Below are 22,225 nucleotides of genomic sequence, written 5' to 3'. Positions count from 1 at the left end.
TTACATGTTTGTCGATCAGGTAAAAGTTTACGTTAAAGGTGGAGACGGCGGCGATGGAATCGTTGCGTTCCGCCGTGAAAAATATATTGCATTTGGCGGTCCGGCAGGCGGCGATGGCGGGAATGGCGGAGACGTTATCTTCGTCGTAGACGAAGGATTGCGTACATTGATGGATTTCCGTTATCAGCGCCATTTTAAAGCTCCGCGCGGGGAGCATGGAGCCAACAAAAACCAGCATGGCCGTCGAGGCACGAGTATGGTTGTCAAAGTTCCGCCTGGTACAATTGTGACAGACGTAGAAACAAAAGAAATTATCGCAGATTTAGTGGAAGATGGACAAACTGCAGTGATCGCACGCGGAGGACGCGGAGGACGCGGGAACAGCCGTTATGTGACACCGCAAAACACAGCGCCTGAGCTATCAGAAAAAGGAGAACCAGGTGTAGAACGTGACATCATGCTTGAATTGAAAGTCCTCGCTGATGTGGGCCTTGTTGGATTCCCAAGTGTTGGTAAATCTACGCTTCTATCTGTACTATCTGCTGCCAAGCCTAAAATCGCAGATTATCACTTCACGACACTCGTTCCAAACTTGGGGCTTGTTGAAACAGAAGATCACCGGACATTTGTCATGGCGGATCTGCCGGGACTTATTGAAGGTGCTCACGAAGGAGTAGGACTTGGACATCAGTTTTTACGTCATATTGAGCGGACTCGTGTCATCGTGCACGTTATCGATATGTCAGGTTTAGAAGGCAGAGACCCGTTTGAAGACTTCGAAACGATTAACGCAGAGCTTGAACAATATAACATGCGTTTAATGGAGCGTCCTCAAATTATTGTGGCCAATAAAATGGACATGCCGGATTCAGAAGAAAACTTAAAAGCATTCAAAGAGAAACTTGGAGAAACGGAACACAAAATCTTCCCAATCTCAGCCATTACACGTACAGGATTAGATTCACTATTGTTTGCGATTGCAGACCTGCTTGAATTGACGTCAGAATTCCCAATGCATGAAGTGGAGGAAACAGAAGAGGAGCACTCCGTTCTTTATAAATACGAACCGGAAACACCTGATTTCAAAATTACACGCGATGACGATGGGGCTTACGTATTGTCCGGATATGGGATCGAGCGCTTATTCAAGATGACCGATTTCAACTTCGACCAATCTGTCCGTAAATTTGGCCGTCAAATGCGAGGCATGGGTGTTGATGATGCACTTCGTGAACGCGGTGCGGTAAACGGAGACATCGTTCGTCTTCTTGACTTCGAGTTTGAATTTATCGAGTAATGAAGAGCCGTTCTGCGGCTGCAGGGGGATTGACGATGAAGCAGTTGGGGGAAGACCAGTTCTATTTGGTACGTGAAGATGTCTTGACGGAGTCCATGCAAAAGATGCTGGAAGCGAAACGGCTTCTGGTTTCCGGTGAAGCGACAACGATTCAAGAAGCGACCGCCCGGGTTGGATTGTCAAGAAGTGCATTTTATAAGTATAAAGATGCGGTATATCCATTCGAAGCGATTGCTCGTGAACGGGTACTAACGGTCTTCATCCAATTGGAAGACTTGAAAGGTTCACTAGCGGTGCTGATGGAGCTGATTTCTTCATCACATTGCAATGTACTGACGATTCACCAAACCATACCCGTACAAGGGCGTGCCAACATTACGTTATCACTGGACGTAACTGAGATGAACCTTTCAATGGAGGCGTTCATCCATAAACTGAATGGGCCGAGCTTTGTAGATTCAGTCCATTTGGTTAGTTCAGGTGCATTGTGAGAGGAGAATTTGACGATGAAACAGGAATCTTCAACACCATCCGTTGCTTACTTAGGACCGGAAGCTTCATTTACACATATTGCTGCGACAGACTTTTTCGGGACGGATGGACTCATGCCGTATCGGTCGATTCCTGATTGTATCGAAGCGGTGACGGAAGGTCATGTTGCCTATGCGATTGTCCCGCTTGAAAATGCGTTAGAAGGATCTGTGCCGCTCACGATCGATTATTTGTTCCATGGCAGTGATTTGTTCATCAATGCTGAACTGTCAACACCCATCCGGCAACATTTAATGGTGCATCCTGAACAATCCGAATCCATCGATTCACTGGCATCGATTCACTCTCATCCTCATGCGCTGGCACAATGTCACAAATATCTGCAGTATCACTTTAGAAGAGTACCGCTTATTCAAACTTCTTCAACTGCAGCAGCAGCGAAATACGTGTCTGAGCATCCTGAGCTGCCGATTGCAGCGATTGGGAACCAGCTGGCTGCTGATACATATGGACTTCATATTGCTGAAGAATCGATTCATGATTTTCATTTTAATCATACGCGGTTCGTCGTCCTGTCGTTACGTAAGGAAACATTATCATACGAAGGTGCGGGCATACCGAAAACAACTCTTATGATTAAATTACCAGAAGATGATCAGCCAGGAATGCTCCATCAGATTTTATCAGTGTTTTCATGGCGCAGATTGAATTTAAGTAAAATTGAATCCCGTCCATTGAAAACGGGTCTCGGTAATTATTTTTTCATAATCGACGTTGCAGAAACGGAAGATCATCCAATGATGAAAGGTGCATTGGAAGAACTGAAAGCGCTGCATTGTGATGTTACATCGTTTGGATCATATAGTACATATTTGCAACAATCACCTGCCGGGAAATAACCGGCAGGTATTTTTTGCGATGAAGTACTATTTGTCTCTTCAGATTCGTATAGTTGAAAGAGAAGGTGCCTGACTTAGTGATTGGTCACACATCCAGGCACCCGTTCATAAGATGAGTCGATGGAAGGGGGACTTTACAGAGTGAATGTCCATATCGTTGTAAAAGGTGACACGCTTTGGAAAATAGCGCGTCAGTATGGGATATCGTTTGAAGAACTGAAAAAGGTGAACGCACACTTAGCCAATCCGGACTACATTGTGCCTGGCATGAAAATCTTCTTGCCCGAAGGAAAAGGAACAAAGCATCCTGAAAAGCATGGGGGGAAGGAAAAGCATCCGCTGCCTCATGAAAAGCACCCGCTGCCTCACGAGAAGCATCCTGAGAAACCGGTAAAACCAGTCCCGCCAGTCCCACCAGTTGCGCCGCCAAAACCGCCGCAACAGAAACCGATTCCGACACCGCCGCCAAAACCAGCACCAATGCCGCCACCGCCAAAACCGGCACCTAAGCCTGAGGTGAAGCCGCAGCCTGCTCCAAAACCGGAAGTGAAACCACAGCCAATGCCGCCGCCAATGCCTGAAGTGAAGCCGATACCTAAACCGGAATCGCCTGCTTGCGAAGCACCGCCCGCTCCGCCGCTGCCGCCGGTGCAGCAACAGCCGATGGTCCATCCGATGTTCATAGGTATTCCTTGTGGATGGATGCCGATTTACGATGCGGATTGCCACCCGTGCGCGCATCCGATGCAGCATCATATGCATTACCCGATGGCACCCCCAATGATGCCGCAAGTACCTGTACAGCCGCCAATGTGGAATATGCAGCCGGAAACAATGGAATGTAAAGATGAATCACCAATTATGGCTGGCCAAGGTCCCGGCGTGTCACCGAACCATTGCGACAGTATGAAGACGTGGGAATCGCCGGGTGTTCAAATGCCGAACATTGAGTCGTCCACATTTGATTTATCACCGCCTGCGTACTGTCCGCCGGAGCAAGGGTATGTCCCGCAGCAGATGCCTCAATCAGGGTACCCGCAACAGTTCCCGAACAATCAGCAGCCTCAAATGCAAGGGATTCAAGCCGCTCAGCATCCGCAATATATGCATTTATGCTCGTCTTGCGGATCAAACATGTCTCCAACCCCGTATTACGGGATGCCAATGATGGGAGTTCAGCCTATTTACGGAGGTTATCCGCAAATGGGGCCGCCGCATCCTGGTCACTATTGTCAAAACCAAATGGGTTCGTATTGACCGGGCGTGAAAGTTGAAAAGAAATTTTCCCGTATTAAAGAAAATGTGTGGCGATTAGAAGAGAATGGGAATGAATACTCGGTAAAGCGTTATGCGGATGTTCGTGATGCCATTAAGATACGTAATTTGCATGAATTGTTACAAACAGTGGATTTCCCTTATTGTGCACCTATCTCTGAGAAAGGGAATGAACACATTGTCGTCCAGCCCTGGGTGACTGATGGATTTCCAGTAGATTTTTCTAAGCAATCAGATCGGAGAGCTTCCTTAAAAACACTGGAAGCTCTTCATGAGACCGAGACGGTTGTGAAATGGGAGTCGCTGCCATTTTTAAAACCCTATGCGTTGCTGGATAAATGGAATTGGCGACTGGAACGTTTTCGCAACAATCGCCAAACCATTGTTTCTTATTTAGGGGAGAACGTCGTTGATCAGCTGGAACTATACAGCGAGCAAGCACTTGCTTGCTTACGCACTGCACCTGCTCGAGAAGTACCCACTACGCTTCTTCACGGGGATGTGGTTCATCACAATCTATTAAAAACAGCCGAAGGTACTGTTACCTTGATTGATTTCGATTTAGCATGCACGGGCCATCCTGACGTCGAAATTGCATTATGGCTGCATCGAGTGCTTCCGAAAGCAGACTACAATGCGGCATTATTGTTTGATGAAGAACCTAGATTGCAAGTTCTGGGCCAGCAGGCGATTGCCATGCTCCAATATCCTAATGAAATGTTGCGTGAATGGTCATATTTAACGACACTGCCTGAAGAACGCAGAGTCCTATTAGCGCAGCAACTCATTCCCTTTACGGAACAGGCTTTGAATCGATGGCCGGAACTTTGCCGGTTTTCCAACAACTTACTTGAACACAATCGATATCTCCCATAAGAACTGCCAGAAGTCGTCTGTGATACGTCTGGCGGTTCTTTTTGGTGGTTTGACAGCGTTGTATTGTCCGGTCATGTGGTATACTTAACGATAAGACTCTAGGGGGTAAGTGGCATTGTATGATTACATAAAAGGGTTCGTTACCCGAGTGACACCAGAATATATTACGATTGAAAATAGAGGAATCGGCTATCAAGTATTAACACCAAATCCCTATGCATTTCATGTGACGGAAACAGAGCAGCAAATCTTCATACATCACCATGTGAGAGAAGATGCACAGCTTCTCATGGGGTTTCTTTCGTTAGAGCAGCGGGAGTTGTTCCGGAAGCTGATCACAGTATCAGGAATCGGTCCTAAAGGTGCACTGGCAATTCTTTCAAGCGGCATTCCATCACAAGTGATCAGCGCAATTGAGCGTGAAGACGAGGCATTCCTTGTTCAATTCCCGGGTGTCGGCAAGAAGACCGCACGCCAAATGATTCTTGATTTAAAAGGCAAATTGGTGGATCTCTTTACAGAGTTGGACATGCCGGAAGATGATGGCAATACATTGTTCACACTTACAGAAAATGGGGCGCTAGAAGAAGCTATGCTTGCACTTGAGGCGCTTGGTTATTCTGCGAGAGAAATCGCGAAAGTGAAAAAATCTCTTGAGAACGAAGAACTATCAACAGAAGGTTATATGAAACGTGCACTGCAATTATTGCTGAAACAAAAGTAACGAAGTCTGTAACTCTTGCGTTCAGTTGAAAAGGAGGGAGAACAATGGATTCACGCGTACTTTCAAGTGAACTTTCGGATTTTGATGAAGGATTTGAACAATCACTGCGCCCGCAGCGGTTAGCGCATTATATAGGACAAGAACAAGTAAAAGACAATTTATCGATTTTCATAGAAGCTGCACGCGGACGAAGTGAAAGTTTGGATCACGTGCTGTTATATGGTCCTCCCGGGCTCGGAAAGACGACACTTGCTGCGGTCATCGCGAATGAAATGGGTGTCAATCTGCGGATGACAAGCGGCCCGGCGATAGAACGGCCGGGTGATTTGGCTGCAGTAGTGTCTTCATTGGAACCTGGAGATGTTTTATTCATCGATGAAATCCATCGTTTGAATCGTGCGATCGAAGAAGTACTGTATCCCGCAATGGAAGATTTCTGTCTGGATATCGTTGTTGGGAAAGGACCTTCTGCTAAATCGATTCGACTTGACCTGCCTCCGTTTACATTGATCGGGGCGACAACACGTGCAGGGTCACTTTCCGCACCGCTTCGGGATCGATTTGGTGTTCCGCTGCGTCTTGAATACTATGAAATCGATCCGCTGAAAGAAATCGTCATGAGAAGCGCGGGTTTGTTCGATGTCAAAATCGATGATCAGGCGGCGGTAGAAATCGCGCGCAGGTCAAGAGGAACCCCGCGTATTTCCAATCGTTTATTGCGCAGGGTGCGAGACTATGCGCAAGTGCGCGGCAATGGTACAATTTCTATCGACATTGCAAAAGAAGCACTGGAAATGCTGCAAGTAGACTCGCTTGGACTTGATCACATTGACCATAAGTTATTGACAGGCATGATCGAGCGGTTCCGGGGAGGACCTGTCGGTTTGGAAACACTGGCTGCAAGTATTGGGGAAGAGTCGGTCACGCTCGAAGACGTCTATGAACCATACTTATTGCAAATTGGTTTCATACAGCGGACACCGCGCGGAAGAATCGCATCGCCGCTTGCGTATGAACACTTTGGCTATCCACTGCCGGAGCAGCACTGACTTTACGACATTAAGGAGATTAAATGAAATGGATGTACATGATTTTGACTTTGACTTACCACAGAAACTGATCGCTCAGACTCCGCTTGCGGATCGAACTGCAAGCAGGATGCTGGTGTTGAATAGTGAAACAGGAGTAGTTGCTCATAAACACTTTCGTGCAATTACAGATGAACTAGAAGCAGGCGATATGCTTGTGCTGAATGACACGAAAGTATTGCCGGCACGTCTGATCGGTGTGAAAGAAGAGACGGGTGCTTCAATTGAAATGCTGTTGCTGAAAGAAACCGGTGACAATGAATGGGAAACGCTCGTCAAGCCTGCGAAACGAGTGAAGCCAGGAACGATTATTACGTTCGGGGACGGGCGGTTGACTGCGGAATGTATCGGCGTAGCTGATCAAGGCGGACGCACATTCAAGTTTACGTATGAAGGTATTTTTTACGAATTACTGGATGCGCTTGGTAAAATGCCGCTGCCTCCGTATATTACGGAATCTTTGGATGATCAATCACGTTACCAAACTGTATTTGCAAAAGAGCGAGGTTCTGCAGCAGCTCCTACGGCAGGATTGCATTTCACAGAAGAAATTTTAGATGAACTTCGGGCTAAAGGTGTCGGCGTGGAATTCATCACCCTGCATGTTGGTCTTGGAACATTCCGTCCTGTCAGCGTCGATTCCATTGAGGATCACGAAATGCATGCGGAATATTATCAAGTAACCGAGCATACAGCAGCTGCGATTAACCAGACGAAAGAAGCAGGCGGACGCGTAATTGCAGTCGGTACCACTTCCACTCGTACGCTTGAAACCATTGCCAGTGAACATGATGGCAAAATTGTTGCAGGTTCAGGCTGGACATCGATTTTCATTTTCCCGGGATATGAGTTTAAAGCAGTAGATGGACTCATCACAAATTTCCATTTGCCTAAATCTACATTAGTGATGCTTGTCTCTGCCCTATCCACTCGGGAATATATTTTAAATGCTTATCACCAGGCGATTGAGGAAGAATACCGGTTCTTCAGTTTTGGAGATGCAATGTTCATCCGACCGTCAAGAAAAAAGGAGAATGACTCATGCCAGCAGTAACGTACGAGCATATTAAAACATGTAAACAAACAGGAGCGCGTTTAGGAATTGTCCATACACCCCACGGCTCTTTCGAAACACCAGCATTCATGCCAGTGGGAACGATGGCAACTGTAAAAACGATGTCACCTGAAGATTTGAAGCAGATGGGCGCAGGTATTATTTTAAGCAATACGTATCATTTGTGGCTCCGTCCAGGACACGAAATTATCCGTGAAGCGGGCGGACTTCACAAATTCATGAACTGGGATCGTCCGATTCTAACGGATTCAGGCGGTTTCCAAGTATTCTCGCTAAGTGATATGCGTAAAATCGAAGAGGAAGGCGTTCACTTCAGACATCATTTGAACGGAAGTAAGCTTTTCCTCAGTCCTGAAAAGGCGATGGACATTCAAAACGCACTCGGTTCGGATATTATGATGGCATTTGACGAATGTCCGCCTTTCCCGGCAACCTATGAGTATATGAAAGCAAGTGTTGAACGTACTTCCCGCTGGGCAGAACGGTGTCTCAATGCGCATCAGCGCCCGAATGATCAAGGATTGTTCGGAATTATCCAAGGCGGGGAATTTGAAGAATTGCGTAAACAGAGTGCAAAGGACCTGACGTCACTCGACTTCCCGGGTTACGCTATCGGCGGACTCTCAGTCGGGGAACCGAAAGATATTATGAACCGTGTTCTTGAATTCACGACGCCTTTGCTGCCTGCTGACAAACCGCGTTACTTAATGGGGGTTGGGTCACCAGACTCTCTAATCGACGGTGCTATCCGCGGTGTAGATATGTTTGACTGTGTGCTGCCGACTCGTATTGCCCGTAATGGAACTTTAATGACGAGCAACGGACGCGTAGTCATTAAAAACGCAAAGTATGAACGAGACTTCGGTCCAATCGATGAAAATTGCGATTGCCATACATGCAAAAACTATAGTCGTGCATACGTGCGTCATTTAATAAAGTGCAACGAAACTTTTGGTCTGCGTCTCGCGTCATATCATAACTTGTACTTTTTGCTTAATTTAATGGAGCAAGTACGAGATGCAATCCGGAATGATCGTCTCGGCGATTTCCGTGAAGAGTTTTTCGAACAATATGGTTTCAACAAACCAAATGCAAAAAACTTTTAATTCTTGTATACTAGTCAAAGTAGGGGGGGATTTTAGATGAGTGCAACTTTAGTGAACTTGCTGCCGTTCGTAGCGATGATCGCAATTATGTGGTTCTTGCTGATTCGACCGGCACAAAAACGCCAAAAGCAAACAAAAGAAATGCAGACAAGCTTGAAGCGTGGAGATAGTGTCGTGACAATCGGAGGATTACACGGGACAATTGACGCAGTAGACGAAACTTCTGTATTTTTGAAAACTGCAGATGGTGCTGTCATGCAATTTGATCGTCAAGCTGTCGGTCGAGTTACAGATAGCTCAACCGCGATTTAATACTGAAATTGTTAGGACCTGCCATGGCTATGGCAGGTCTGTTTTTATGCGGAAAATCCGTTTAATCAAATGAGTTTGTGGGCATGCTGTGACCGATAAGGAAGGTGTCGGCATGCATGATTTAATGATTATTGGTTTTCGCACAATACTGATGTATGTGCTCATAGTCATCATTTTAAGAGTAATGGGGAAAAGAGAAGTCGGTGAACTGGGTGTTATTGACATCGTTGTATTTGTCATTATCGCTGAAGTCGCAGCATTTGCTCTGGATTCACCGGATTCGAAACTTATTAACGCAATCCTTCCAATGCTCGTTCTGCTGATCATTCAGCTCGTTTCATCTTTTGTTTCATTGAAAAACAAAAAGTTTCGCAACATCGTTGATGGGGACACAACCGTCATTATCCAAGACGGTAAAATATTAGAAGAAGAGATGCGAAAACAGCGCTATAATTTAGATGATTTGCTTCAGCAATTACGTGAACAGCAAATCGGTTCAGTTTTCGAAGTCGCTTATGCGTATCTAGAGCCATCCGGCAATTTATCAGTATTCAAATACGGAGAAACGGCACCGGTTCTTCCTTTTATTTCAGATGGAGATATTGACGTGCGGCATTTGTCAATCCATGACAAAACGGAAGAATGGCTGCTGCAGGAACTTCGTAAAAAAGGGATTGAAGATCCGAAGCAGGTCTTCTACTGTTCCTATGAAGACGAGGAACTTATCGTTCAACTTAAACAAGCTTATTTGTAACGGGCAAAAAGTTTTTTGAAATGGCGAAGATCGCTTCGCTGTAACTGACCTGTGAAAAATAGAACAACTGCGAGGAAGATTGCAGTAATTCCGCATTCTACCCAAAGACCGTAGTTGCCGATCGGGAAAAAAATCGGACGCATGACTGCAGTCATGATGAATGACGCGTAAGGAAGCGCAAACATCGTAAATCCGGTATCGGTTTTTCTATTTTTCCTTAGTGTTGCGATATGTAGGAACGAAGTGATTAAAACACCGAATCCAATTGCGAGGATCGCTCCAGTTTCTTGAAGGCCGGGCTGTGAAGCAAGTACAAACATGACAACCAGCTTGGCAATTCCGCCATACACGGAGTTCATCATGGCCGCTTTGGCTTCATTTGTTGCTTGCAAGATGGAAAACAGTGGCCCTTGAATGTAGTAAAAGAAAAAGATAGGTGCAAGAATGGTCATATAGGATGCACCTTTAGTAATGTGGAAAAGTGCTTCCGCCATTTCTTTACCATGAATGAAGAACACTGCAGCTGCAAAGGCTCCGGTCAATGCCGAAAGCCGAAGAGATAAGTGAATCCGCTCCTGGAGCTTGCTAATATTGCCTGAAGCAGATGCGCCGCTTACTGCGGGTACAAGGACTACTGAGAGTGCGTAAGAGATAAACGACGGGAACAGCAGCAGTGGAATAAGCACTCCAGAGATGACTCCATAAAGGGACGTGGCGGCTGCAGCCGTTATTCCGGATACAGCAAGTGCCCTTAAAAAGATGATGGGTTCTAAAAACCATGTAAACGTTCCGAATAAGCGGCTTCCAGATGAAGGCAAGGCAACAGAAAGCAATGGTTTTAGCGGGTACTGCCCATCCCTGTCGCGCGCGACAGGGTTATTTTTTTTGTGTTTTTTGTACTTCAACCATAAATAGAATACCGAGCCTGCTTCAGCTAGGAGTGTAATCGCCATCGCGATCGCGGCATTCAGTGGGGCATTCCCTTCTACTAAGAAATAAGGAAGCAGCCAAGTAATTAAAATAATCCGGATGAATTGTTCAATGATTTGTGACCAAGCGGTTTCTTCCAACCGTGCAATTCCTTGAAAGAACCCCCGCACCATCCCGCCGATTGCAGCGATTGGTATGATGGCAACCCCTACATATAGCGTTATGGAAGTGGCAGAATTACCAAGCAGCGTACCCGATAAAAACGGGATGAATAATACTGATAAAGGAATAAAGATGAATCCCGTACACAAGGTGATGAATGTCGATGTGCGCATTACTTGTGAGAAACGGGCTGTCTCACCTTTTGCTTTCAGTTCAGCAATCACTTTCGCAATAGCGATGGGGACCCCAAGCTGAACGAGTGATAAAAAGAAGATGAAAGCGGGAAAAGCGGTCATATAAATGCCGACCGCTTCTTCGCCGGCAACTCGCATAAACTGAATCCGATAAACAAATCCAAGTAGTTTTGTCATGAAAACGGCAATCATTAAAATTACAGTACCCCGAATAAATGACGACAATGAAAACAACTCCTTCTCAAGTCCAACCAATTCATATACACTACTAGTATGCGGAAACATGTACATTTACAACTCTCTATTAAAGAAGGGATGAACGTGAGTGGATAACAAGTATGAGCAATTGTTTGACCATGTCCGCCCTGCAATTGAAAGTAAGATGAATGAATTTCACTTTTACGGCTATACAACCGTGACGGAAGCAGACATTTGGAAATACTGTGTCCAGAAAAAGTGGCGGAAGCGGAATATCAGTGAAATGAGGACGTATGTGCTCATTAATGATGTCATGGAACTTACACCGGCAGAATACATGACATACACACAAATTGAAGAACAGCGGGGATCTGATTGGTTTTCAGATTTAAATAGCGAAGAGCTGCAATTATTACTCTCCCCAAAAAAGAATTCAGAAAATTAGGTTGTGTCGGATTAGCATTTGACACAAGGAGCTCACTGTCTCATAATTGTTGTGTTGATGTTTCTTTCGTACATACCAAAGTAACACCGCTTCACATATAGAGGGGGAAAATGGATCATGAAGAAAAGAGGACGGCTGGTCGCCTTCTTATTGTTGCTAGTGATTTTTGCAGCAACGATTGGCAGTACAGCGAACCCAATTTTGAAGAATGTAAAGCTAGGCTTGGACTTGCAGGGCGGATTTGAAGTCTTGTATGAAGTGCAGCCGTTGAAATCAGGATCTAACAATCAAAAAATCACAGAAGACGTCGTTGCCGATACTGCGAAAGCGCTTCGTAACCGAATTGACGTTCTCGGTGTCAGTGAACCAAGTATTCAGATTGAATCCAACAATCGAATCCGCGTTCAACTTGCTGGTGTAGATGACCAGAAGAAAGCACGTGAGCTTTTATCCACACAAGCAAATTTAACTTTCCGTGATGCGGATGATAAATTGCTGCTTGACGGAGATGATTTAAAAGCAGGTAAAGCGAAAGCGAACTTCGGTGAAGGCGGCAATCCTGTCGTTACACTCGAGATGAAAGACCCGTCAAAGTTTGCACAAGTAACTTCTGAAGTTGCTGCAAAAGCACCTGAAAACGTGATGGTCATTTGGCTGGACTTTGAAGAAGGTAAAGATTCGTACAAAGAAGAAATGAAAAAGCCTGACCCGCGTTTCATTTCAGCACCATCTGTACGTCAAACGATCAATTCATCCAACGTAGAAATTTCCGGCAGTTTCACAGTCGATGAGACAAAAGATCTTGCGGGTATTTTGAACGCAGGTGCATTGCCGGTTCATCTTCAAGAGGTGTACTCAACTTCTGTCGGAGCACAATTCGGAGAACAAGCACTTAATAAAACGATTACTGCTGGTATTATTGGTGTTTCGTTAATCTTCCTATTCATGCTCGTGTACTACCGTCTTCCAGGACTTGTGGCAGTCATTACATTGTCTGTTTACATTTTCTTAATCATGGTTGTCTTCACACTTATTAACGGTGTGCTGACGCTTCCGGGTATTGCGGCGCTGCTGCTCGGTGTAGGTATGGCCGTCGATGCCAATATCCTGACCTATGAGCGGATCAAAGAAGAATTGCGCGTGGGCAGTTCCATTAAAACCGCATTCTCTCGCGGTGCGAAAGAATCATTCACGGCAATTTTAGATGCAAACATTACGACACTCCTTGCAGCGATTGTATTGTTCATATTCGGGACAAGTTCAGTTAAAGGTTTTGCGACAATGCTTATCATCAGTATCGCGGTCAGCTTTATCACTGCGGTATGGGGAGCGCGTCTGCTTCTCGGATTGCTCGTTCACAGTGGAATGTTTGACGGGAAGACGAGCTGGTTCGGAATTTCTCCGAAACGCGTTCATCCTGCAGAAGAGAACGTAGATACGCTGGAATTGACGACGAAGTTTGACCGATTCGACTTTGTTCACAGCCGTAAGCGATTCTACACGCTTTCAATCGTATTGCTGATTGCAGGAGCGATTATCTTAGGAATCTTCAAATTGAACCTGGGTATTGACTTCTCCAGTGGTACACGTGCAGAAATTCTTTCAGAGAGTGCACTGACGAAAGACGAAATCAGCACGTATTTGGAAGATATCGGTTATCCTACGGATGATATCGTGATCTCTGGCGACGAAAGTAATATAGGTGTTGCCCGATTCAAGAATGAGTTCAGTCAAGAACAAGTCAGTGACATCAAAACACAAGTTGCTGAAAAATATGGTTCTGAACCGAATATTTCTACAGTATCGGATAAAGTCGGTAAAGAATTAGCGAAAAATGCAATCTTTGCATTGATCTATGCAGCAATCGGAATCATTATCTATGTCGCATTCCGTTTCGAATGGCGGATGGGTGTAGCAGCGATTCTAGGTCTCCTGCATGATGCGTTCTTCATGATTGCGATCTTCAGTATCTTGCGACTGGAAGTGGATATCACGTTTATCGCGGCAGTACTGACGATTGTCGGTTATTCTATTAACGACACCATTGTCACGTTTGACCGGATTCGTGAAAATCTTCATAAGGTTGGACACTTGGATAACGAAGATGACTTGGCGAATATTATCAATAAGTCACTGCGTCAAACGCTTGGCCGTTCTGTGAATACAGTATTGACCGTACTGATTGTCGTCGTTGCACTGATTGCATTGGGTGCAGAAGCGATCCGACCATTCTCAATCGCATTGCTGATCGGTCTAATCGCAGGTACGTATTCATCAATCTACATTTCCGCACAAATCTGGTTCGACCTGAAAAAGCGTGAAATCAAGAAGCATGGCAAGCTCAAAACAACGAAAGAAAAGAAACAATGGGGATCAGACGAACCCGTCGTTTAATACGTTTCAAGGATTCCACTAACAGGTATACTCAGGTATACCTGTTTTTTACGCTTTACCCGCTGTTCTTCATTGCTGCCGCGATATTGGCAGACGAAAACATTTGAAGTTCGAAGAGAAGCTTTACAGCAATCATCTTTTTTTAAGGAGGAATTCTAGATGAAATCGCAATGGATGTTATTATTCGGACTATTATTTGCGCTCATTATCGCAGTGTTTGCTGTTTTCAATGTTGATAAAGTCCCAGTTAATTATGGATTTGGAGAAGCGCGCTGGCCGCTTGTTCTAGTCATAGTCGGTTCAGCATTACTAGGGGCTGTCGCTAGCGGTTTGTTTACTGTTTTCCGATCTGTCAAGACAAGAAGGCAAGTTAAAATGCTGCAAAAACTGGTTACCGAAAAAGAAGGGATTATCGCAAACCAGCAAAACGAAATTGCCATGCTCGCAAAATCCCCTCAATTAGCAAACGAAGTCATGAATGATGAATACGATGCTAAAAAATGATATCAGCGGACGTCCTCGCTAAAACGCGTAGGACGTTTTCTTTCGGCTAGAATCCTTTAAGTAATCATCTGCAACCGGTATAATGCTTATGAGGAAGTGATATCGTTGATTAAATCAAACAAGAATTGGAAAGTACATAGACCAGACGAATCTGCAGTTGAAAAACTAATGACAGAATTGAACTTGCCTTCGCTCCATGCAAAAATTTTGGCATCACGAGGATTTCAAGATCCATCAGCTGTCAAAGCGTTTCTAAAGACGGATGCAGCCGTTCTGCACGATCCGTTTCTCTTGTATGACATGGACAAAGCCGTCGCCATCATCCGAAAAGCTGTCGAGAACCACGAGCATATTGTTGTTTATGGCGACTACGATGCGGATGGGGTAACTAGTGTTTCGGTCCTGACAACTGCATTAGAAAGAATTGGGGCGGATGTATCCTTTATCATTCCGAATCGATTTGAACACGGCTACGGTCCGAACAGTGAGCTGTTCCAAGAAATATCGGATCTTGGCGCATCACTTATCATTACAGTGGATAACGGTGTATCAGGTATAGAACAGACCGCATTTGCGAAATCGATCGGACTCGATATTATCATTACCGATCACCATGAAATTGGTGATTCGCTGCCTCAGGCTGATGCTGTCATTCATCCAAGACATCCAGAAGGGAACTACCCGTTTGGAGAGCTTGCAGGGGTGGGAGTTGCGTTTAAGTTAGCGACTGCACTCCTGGGTGATGCCCCCCTCGACTTGCTCGAATTTGCAGCAATCGGCACAGTCGCTGACCTCGTACCGCTTTTGGATGAAAACCGGTTCTTCGTGAAAGAAGGCATTCGCCGGCTTCGCATGTCAAGCCGTCCGGGAATTCAAGCGCTTGCTAAAATCGGCGGAACTGAGCAGCGTCAATTTACAGAAGAGACACTTGGTTTCATGGTTGGACCGCGTCTGAATGCACCCGGCCGTTTAGGGGATGCAGATCCTGCTGTCGAACTATTAAAAGCAGAGGATAGTGCAGTCGCAACAGGAATTGCAAACGAGCTGGATCGCCTTAACAAAGAGCGTCAAGCACTCGTCAATGGGATTACAGAAGAAGCGCTCACCATGATTGAAGAACAATACGGCTCAACTATTCCGCATGTGTTTGTTCTTGCGAAAGAAGGATGGAATCCAGGCGTCATCGGAATCGTTGCTTCTCGATTAACGGAGAGGTTCCATAGGCCGTCCATTGTATTAGCCATTGACCCTGCCGCAGAAACAGCGAAAGGATCTGCACGCAGTATCGAAGGATTTGACCTGTATCAGGAACTGTCAAAAAACAAAGAACTGCTTCCGCATTTCGGCGGCCACGCAATGGCTGCCGGGATGACACTTGCCCTATCAGATGTCGAGGCGTTACGTGATCGTCTTAACGAGCAGGCGATTCAAGTATTAACAGATGAACAACTTATCGCTACTGTTCAAATTGACGTTCCTCTGACAATCGATGAAATTGAAGTGGACGTATTGGAATCTTTGGAACAGCTGCGTCCATTTGGAATGGCATTCCCGAAACCGATGTATATGATTGAACAGATCACAGTCGGGTCCATTAGAAAAATCGGCGCTGCCAAAAATCATTTGAAACTTGAGCTGGAAGATGGGGCAAGTAAACTGGATGCCATCAGTTTCGGATCCGGTGAACTTGCAGATGAAATGACACACGGCATGTCGCTGATGGTGACAGGGGACTTGCAAGTGAATGAGTGGAATAATTTTAAAAAGCCGCAAATTCTCCTTCAAGATATCCGTTCTGATGAGCGGCAAGTATTCGACTTAAGGGGAATTCGGGATCCGCTTCGCTGGATTCACACAATTCCGAAGGACAATGCACTTTATATTGCATTCCAGCCGCAAACGAAAGCGCACTTCCTCCCGATTCTACAAGGCAGCGACATCGTTTTATATGATGAACGGCAGGCAGATCCGGCCATTGAACACATTGTGTTACTCGATATGCCTGAACAGCAGGAACAGCTTGAGTCATTACTGAGTGAATACAATCCTGGCAGAATATATGCTCACTTCTATGCACCGGACTCGCGTTATTTTGACGGTATTCCGGATCGTAAAGAGTTCGGATGGTACTTCAGCTTCTTGAAAAAACGGGGTACGTTCGATTTGGATAAACAAGCAGAGCAGCTTGCAAAACACAAAGGTTGGAAATTAGACACGATTTATTTCATGTCGAAAGTGTTTTTTGATTTAGGATTTGTTAAGATAGAGAATGGTGTTGTTATAATCGAACCAACGGCAGGCAAACGCGATCTTGCCGAAGCACCTGCTTACAAGGAACGGAAGAGACAGATTGAAATGGAAGAACGGATGCTGTATGCCCCTTACCAGGAGCTGAAACAATGGTTTCAAAAGGTGCATCAGGAGATAGCCGTCAAGGAGGAAACAGTATGGACTTGAAACAATTCGTAACAGTAGTTCCCGATTATCCGAAAAAAGGGATTAGCTTTAAAGATATTACAACAATCATGGATAATGGTGAAGCCTACAAATATGCAACGGATCAAATCGTTGAATACGCAAAAGAAATGGGCGCAGAACTGATTGTTGGTCCTGAAGCACGCGGATTCATCATTGGATGTCCGGTTGCTTATGCCCTTGAAATCGGTTTTGCACCGGTCCGCAAACCTGGAAAATTACCTCGCGAAACAATCGCGGTCGACTATGATTTAGAGTATGGTGTTGACCAGTTAACGATTCATAAAGATGCAATCAAACCTGGTCAGCGCGTTCTTGTGGTAGACGATCTTCTAGCTACTGGCGGAACAGTTGGCGCAACAGTGGAACTTGTTGAAAAACTTGGCGGTGTCGTTGCCGGATGTGCGTTCTTAATCGAACTCACTTACTTGGATGGCCGAAGAAAACTGGAAAACCATAACGTTCTTTCGCTAATGAAATACTAATATCTCTCTCCTTCGCAATTTAGCGGGGGAGTTTTTGTATTTATTTGTAGAAATAAAATTTGAATAGACATGCTTTTGACACAGTGAGCGAAACTCATTGAATTCATTTCTTTACAAATCTTCTATTTTCGCCATACAATAGAGGTATGTTTATTTTTTCGGAAATTGCTTGAAAGAGGTGAGAGAATGGCGAAAAATCAGGATTTAACGGCAGAGGATATATTTGAACTCGTGGGTTCCTATATGAACAATGAACACGTAGCATTTGTCGAAAAAGCGTACGAAGCTGCAAAGAGAGCGCATGAAGGTCAGTTCAGAAGTTCTGGAGAACCTTACATTCTCCATCCAGTGCAAGTAGCTGGAATTCTTGCAGAACTACAAATGGATCCTTCGACAGTGGCTGCAGGCTTTTTACATGACGTTGTAGAGGATACAGAAATCGGCAGAGAAGACATCGTACGGGACTTCGGGGAAGAAGTCGCGATGCTTGTCGATGGCGTTACAAAACTTGAAAAGCTGAAATTTAAAACAAATGAAGAAAAACAAGCAGAAAATCATCGTAAAATGTTTATCGCAATGGCACAGGATATACGGGTCATTCTTATAAAATTGGCAGACCGTCTGCATAATATGAGGACGTTAAAGTATGTGAAAGAAGAAAAACAACGTCGGATTTCTGCGGAGACACTTGAGATTTTTGCACCGCTTGCGCACCGGCTCGGAATATCTGCGATAAAATGGGAGCTCGAAGACATTGCCCTTCGCTATTTAAACCCTCAGCAATATTACCGCATCGTCAACCTCATGAAACAGAAGCGTGTTGAACGTGAAAACTATTTGAAAAATGTCATGGAACAGATTAATACTGAAATTGGAACGATGGATATTCATGCTGAATTATCAGGCCGTCCGAAGCATTTGTACTCCATTTACCGGAAAATGATTTTACAGAAAAAAGAATTCAACGAAATATATGACTTGCTTGCGGTCCGGATCGTCGTCAAAAGCATTAAAGATTGCTACGCCGTCCTCGGCATCATTCACACACTGTGGAAACCGATGCCAGGCCGTTTTAAAGACTATATTGCGATGCCAAAACAGAACTTGTACCAATCCTTGCATACTACTGTTGTCGGTCCTGCGGGAGATCCGCTGGAAGTGCAGATCCGTACGGAAGATATGCACAAAATTGCTGAATTCGGAGTCGCTGCCCACTGGGCATATAAAGAGGGAATCACTGCCTCTTATCCTGATACCATCGACTCGAAATTGACCTGGTTCCGTGAAATATTAGAAATGCAAAATGAGTCTTCGAATGCAGAAGAATTCATGGAGTCCTTGAAATTCGACTTATTCTCGGACATGGTCTATGTATTTACCCCTGAAGGAGACGTCATTGAACTCCCGAAAGGCTCCATTCCAATCGACTTTGCTTATCGTGTTCACTCAGAAGTCGGAAACCGGACAATCGGTGCCAAAGTGAATGGCAAAATGGTGCCGCTTGAAACTGAATTATTTACCGGCGATATCGTGGAAGTGCTGACGTCTAAACAGTCGTTTGGGCCAAGCCGTGATTGGTTAAAAATCGCGAACACTTCTCAAGCGCGCAACAAAATCCGCCAGTATTTTAAAAAGCAGCTGCGTGAAGAGAATATTTATCGTGGCAAAGAGCTGCTGGAAAAAGAAGTGAAGCAGCAAGAATTTATCCTCCGTGAAGTAGTTACACCAGAAAGTTTACGGCGTGTCATCGATAAATATAGTTTTACATCTGAAGAAGACATGTATGCAGCCATCGGCTCTGGCGGAATTACCGCTCAGCAAGTCGTCAATCGGATGACAGATAAAATCCGTAAAGAGCGGGAACAGAAGGATGCCATCGACCGGATCGTCTCTGACATCAAAGCGCAGCCGACCCAGCCAATGACCGAATCCGGAGTGGTCGTCAAAGGGCTGGAAAACCTGCTCATCCGACTCTCAAAATGCTGTAATCCGGTTCCGGGAGATGAGATTGTTGGATTCATCACAAAGGGCCGCGGTGTATCCGTTCACCGCGTGGACTGTCCGAATATCCATGCAGACGGAGAGCAAGAAGACCGCTTAATTGACGTAAATTGGGCTGTTTCCGGAACTGAAAGCGTTAAAAAGGAATTCCAGGTCGATATTGAAATCACGGGTTATGACCGGCAAGGCTTGTTAAACGAAGTCATGATGGCTGTAGTGGATACTAAAACCCCAATTGTGGCTGTTTCCGGTAAAGCGGACCGTGTAAAAATTGCTCACATCAGTATGTCTATCAAAATTACGGATTTACAGCATTTACAACGGATTGTCGATAAAATCAAGCAAGTCCGGGACATATATTCCGTTCAGCGTATTATTAATTAACAAAGAGGTGTCCTCACATGAAAGTTGTGCTTCAACGGTCCAAGAAGGCATCCGTCACAGTCGATGGTACCGTAACGGGTGCCATCGATCACGGGTATGTTCTTCTTGTCGGGCTGACGCATACGGATACGCATCAAGACGCGGCGTATACGGCTAAGAAGATCGCGAGTCTCCGATTGTTCGAAGATGAGGACGGGAAGATGAACCGATCCATTGACGAAACGGGCGGAGCGATTCTGTCGGTTTCCCAATTTACCCTTTACGGGGATACACGGAAAGGGAGACGTCCGAGCTTTATCGAGGCTGCCAGACCTGAAACTGCTCAGCCGCTTTACGATTATTTCAACGAACAGCTTCGCAGTTATGGGCTAACAGTGGAAACGGGCGTGTTCGGCGCAATGATGGATGTTTCGCTTGTGAACGACGGACCTGTGACGATTATTGTGGAATCCAAATAAAAACGTCCGCAGCAGCCAGATGATTGGCATGCTGCGGACGTTTTTTTATTGTGCGTCAAAGTAATGAAGTAATCCTTTATAAATACCTTGAGATGCTTGTTCCCGGAAGTAAGAACTTGTCAGCACACGTTCTTCAGATGAATTCGATAAGAATCCTAATTCAATGAGAACTGCAGGTAATCTGTTTTCACGAAGAACTAAGTAATTCGCCGGCTGAGTTCCGCGATTCGTTAAGTCGATGGTTGAAGAAAGTCCTTCATTCACAGCTTTAGCAAACGGTTGTTGGGCAGACTGCGTATAATATGTGGTAAATCCAGTAATCGAGCGATCTGGATTTGCGTCATAATGCAGACTGACAAACGCATCTGCACCTTCCTGGTGAGCTATGGACGTCCGTTTCCGCAATGACACATACGTATCCGAGTTTCGTGTCATGACAACGATCGCTCCTGCATCTTTCAACTTACCAGCTAAAAGCTCTGCTGTTTGTAAGGTTAAATTCTTTTCATCGGTGCCGCGTGTACCTGTCGTGCCGCGATCATTCCCGCCATGTCCGGGATCCAGTGCGATGGTGATCCCTTTCAAAGTTCCCGGTACACGTTTCTTTTTTTCAGGAACAGCAGTTGTGGAAGCGCTGGATGTATCGGAAGAATTGACAACCCATTCAGCAACATATGCAGTACCGCCAGCAGGCAGTTGAATTTCATACCATTTTTCTTTCTTTTCAACTACTTGGAACACATCACCCGCGTCCGCACGCAGAGCAACTTCTGAAGAGGTTGCAGGTTCCACTCGAATATTAGTTCCATTTGTGACAATTGATACGGTTTGATCCGTTTTGCTTGAAGTACTTGCTGCTTTGCTTGAAAGTTCACCATGAAACGAATACACCCAACCTGATTGGTTGCCTGTCAATGAAATCTTAACCCAATTGCCATCAATTTTCTGAATCGGGAATGTGTCATTCTTACTTACCGTTCCGATTTTCTTTGAAGTTTGATCGGGTTTTTTTCGGACATTCAATTTATTCACAGTTACAGTAAATGTATTTGCGTTCGTAACAGCAGGTTTGTCCGTCTCTGATATGTTTTGCACATGATCCGAATCAACTTCAGTTATGTATGTCGTGTGAACCCAGCCTTCCATCCCATCTACGATGATCGAAGCCCATTCTCCTTGGTATTCGACGAGTTGTGCAAGATCACCGGAACGTAACTTTCCGATAGCTGCAGAAGTGATCGAAGGAGACGAACGGATATTTAGTGAATCAACACGTGAGACAATTGTTTTGTCTGCATTAGAACCTTGCTCATCAGATTTGGTTAGCCAAGAAGCTATCCATCCTGTTTCACCATTTATCGATACTTGATACCAATCATCTGACTTGTCGATGATCTTTACTTTCTGTCCATCCTTCAATTTCCCCTTTAAAGAATAGGTGAGACCCGGTCCAGAACGGACATTTAGTGTCGGAGAATCGACAACTGCCGTTTGTCCTGAAGAATCAGCAACAGCAGGTCGTACGTCCAACAGCGTAAATGACACCAACAGGACAGCGGCCACTAGTTTTGCCAGTTTCGGCATTTGATCACTCTCCTTTCTCATTATTGTAAAAGAGATTGTCGAAAAAGACTAGAGGAAATGAAAAAGGTTGACACATTTTCACCAGATGGTACTATTATTGATAACTGCATGAT

General features: G+C 45.1%; 20 protein-coding genes. 18 read left to right on the top strand and 2 right to left on the bottom strand.

All coding sequences use genetic code 11. From position 1 onward, the window contains the following. The first annotated feature begins 4 nt into the window (after positions 1–4). The 11 genes from obgE to PGH26_RS08130 all read left to right on the top strand — a co-directional run bounded on the left by obgE (position 5) and on the right by PGH26_RS08130 (position 9,898). Positions 5–1,297 carry a GTPase ObgE gene (gene obgE / locus PGH26_RS08180; protein WP_323690597.1) on the top strand — a complete coding sequence of 431 codons (1,293 nt, stop codon included), beginning with the start codon at positions 5–7 and terminating at the stop codon, positions 1,295–1,297. A 35-nt stretch (positions 1,298–1,332) separates the two neighbouring features. After that, positions 1,333–1,788 carry an ACT domain-containing protein gene (locus PGH26_RS08175; RefSeq protein WP_323690596.1) on the top strand — a complete coding sequence of 152 codons (456 nt, stop codon included), beginning with the start codon at positions 1,333–1,335 and terminating at the stop codon, positions 1,786–1,788. A 15-nt stretch (positions 1,789–1,803) separates the two neighbouring features. Continuing rightward, positions 1,804–2,688, top strand: a complete 885-nt coding sequence (gene pheA, locus PGH26_RS08170; RefSeq protein ID WP_323690595.1) for a prephenate dehydratase — start codon at positions 1,804–1,806, stop codon at positions 2,686–2,688. 141 nt (positions 2,689–2,829) lie between these two features. Next, the gene (gene safA, locus PGH26_RS08165; RefSeq protein ID WP_323690594.1) at positions 2,830–3,945 is read left to right on the top strand and encodes a SafA/ExsA family spore coat assembly protein; all 1,116 of its coding nucleotides are present in this window, start codon (positions 2,830–2,832) and stop codon (positions 3,943–3,945) included. A gap of 6 nt (positions 3,946–3,951) precedes the next feature. Then, the gene (locus tag PGH26_RS08160) at positions 3,952–4,839 is read left to right on the top strand and encodes an aminoglycoside phosphotransferase family protein (protein WP_323690593.1); all 888 of its coding nucleotides are present in this window, start codon (positions 3,952–3,954) and stop codon (positions 4,837–4,839) included. Positions 4,840–4,954: 115 nt separating this feature from the next. Next, complete coding sequence (gene ruvA / locus PGH26_RS08155; RefSeq protein ID WP_323690592.1) at positions 4,955–5,563, top strand: Holliday junction branch migration protein RuvA; 609 nt, start codon at positions 4,955–4,957, stop codon at positions 5,561–5,563. 44 nt (positions 5,564–5,607) lie between these two features. Then, on the top strand, positions 5,608–6,612 hold the full coding sequence (gene ruvB / locus PGH26_RS08150) for a Holliday junction branch migration DNA helicase RuvB (RefSeq protein WP_323690591.1): 1,005 nt from the start codon (positions 5,608–5,610) through the stop codon (positions 6,610–6,612). Positions 6,613–6,640: 28 nt separating this feature from the next. After that, positions 6,641–7,705, top strand: coding sequence for a tRNA preQ1(34) S-adenosylmethionine ribosyltransferase-isomerase QueA (gene queA / locus PGH26_RS08145; RefSeq protein WP_323690590.1), 1,065 nt, complete (start codon positions 6,641–6,643; stop codon positions 7,703–7,705). Then, a complete protein-coding gene (gene tgt / locus PGH26_RS08140; RefSeq protein ID WP_323690589.1) occupies positions 7,693–8,832 on the top strand; it encodes a tRNA guanosine(34) transglycosylase Tgt in 1,140 nt (379 codons plus the stop codon). Before queA ends, tgt begins: the two co-directional genes overlap by 13 nt. A 36-nt stretch (positions 8,833–8,868) precedes the next feature. Further along, on the top strand, positions 8,869–9,144 hold the full coding sequence (gene yajC / locus PGH26_RS08135) for a preprotein translocase subunit YajC (RefSeq protein ID WP_323690588.1): 276 nt from the start codon (positions 8,869–8,871) through the stop codon (positions 9,142–9,144). 112 nt (positions 9,145–9,256) lie between these two features. Next, complete coding sequence (locus tag PGH26_RS08130) at positions 9,257–9,898, top strand: DUF421 domain-containing protein (RefSeq protein ID WP_323693487.1); 642 nt, start codon at positions 9,257–9,259, stop codon at positions 9,896–9,898. Here PGH26_RS08130 and PGH26_RS08125 read toward each other — a convergent pair. Next, positions 9,889–11,409, bottom strand: a complete 1,521-nt coding sequence (locus PGH26_RS08125) for a putative polysaccharide biosynthesis protein (protein WP_323690587.1) — start codon at positions 11,407–11,409, stop codon at positions 9,889–9,891. The two genes, PGH26_RS08130 and PGH26_RS08125, sit on opposite strands and share 10 nt — an antisense overlap. A gap of 100 nt (positions 11,410–11,509) precedes the next feature. Between PGH26_RS08125 and PGH26_RS08120 the strand changes: the two genes are divergently transcribed. From PGH26_RS08120 to dtd, 7 genes are all read left to right on the top strand, one after another. Beyond that, a complete protein-coding gene (locus PGH26_RS08120; RefSeq protein ID WP_323690586.1) occupies positions 11,510–11,827 on the top strand; it encodes a post-transcriptional regulator in 318 nt (105 codons plus the stop codon). 117 nt (positions 11,828–11,944) lie between these two features. Then, complete coding sequence (gene secDF, locus PGH26_RS08115) at positions 11,945–14,221, top strand: protein translocase subunit SecDF (RefSeq protein ID WP_323690584.1); 2,277 nt, start codon at positions 11,945–11,947, stop codon at positions 14,219–14,221. 159 nt (positions 14,222–14,380) lie between these two features. Continuing rightward, positions 14,381–14,725 carry a LapA family protein gene (locus PGH26_RS08110; RefSeq protein WP_323690583.1) on the top strand — a complete coding sequence of 115 codons (345 nt, stop codon included), beginning with the start codon at positions 14,381–14,383 and terminating at the stop codon, positions 14,723–14,725. Between the two features lie 105 nt (positions 14,726–14,830). Beyond that, positions 14,831–17,182, top strand: coding sequence for a single-stranded-DNA-specific exonuclease RecJ (gene recJ / locus PGH26_RS08105; protein ID WP_323690582.1), 2,352 nt, complete (start codon positions 14,831–14,833; stop codon positions 17,180–17,182). Next, positions 17,173–17,685, top strand: coding sequence for an adenine phosphoribosyltransferase (locus tag PGH26_RS08100; RefSeq protein WP_323690581.1), 513 nt, complete (start codon positions 17,173–17,175; stop codon positions 17,683–17,685). The genes recJ and PGH26_RS08100 overlap by 10 nt, the downstream gene beginning before the upstream one ends. Before the next feature lie 186 nt (positions 17,686–17,871). Further along, complete coding sequence (locus PGH26_RS08095) at positions 17,872–20,070, top strand: RelA/SpoT family protein (RefSeq protein WP_323690580.1); 2,199 nt, start codon at positions 17,872–17,874, stop codon at positions 20,068–20,070. 17 nt (positions 20,071–20,087) lie between these two features. After that, positions 20,088–20,528 (top strand): D-aminoacyl-tRNA deacylase, encoded by a 441-nt coding sequence (gene dtd / locus PGH26_RS08090; protein ID WP_323690578.1) that lies wholly within the window; start codon positions 20,088–20,090, stop codon positions 20,526–20,528. Between the two features lie 45 nt (positions 20,529–20,573). Here the strand turns inward: dtd and PGH26_RS08085 are convergent, their stop codons facing one another. Beyond that, a complete protein-coding gene (locus PGH26_RS08085) occupies positions 20,574–22,112 on the bottom strand; it encodes an N-acetylmuramoyl-L-alanine amidase family protein (protein WP_323690577.1) in 1,539 nt (512 codons plus the stop codon). Positions 22,113–22,225: the final 113 nt, after the last annotated feature.

It is taken from the genome of Sporosarcina jeotgali, from assembly GCF_033304595.1.
Lineage (GTDB): Bacteria > Bacillota > Bacilli > Bacillales_A > Planococcaceae > Sporosarcina > Sporosarcina jeotgali.
Note: the sequence above shows the minus strand (reverse complement) of the source record. Positions and strands in the feature narration are given on the sequence as shown.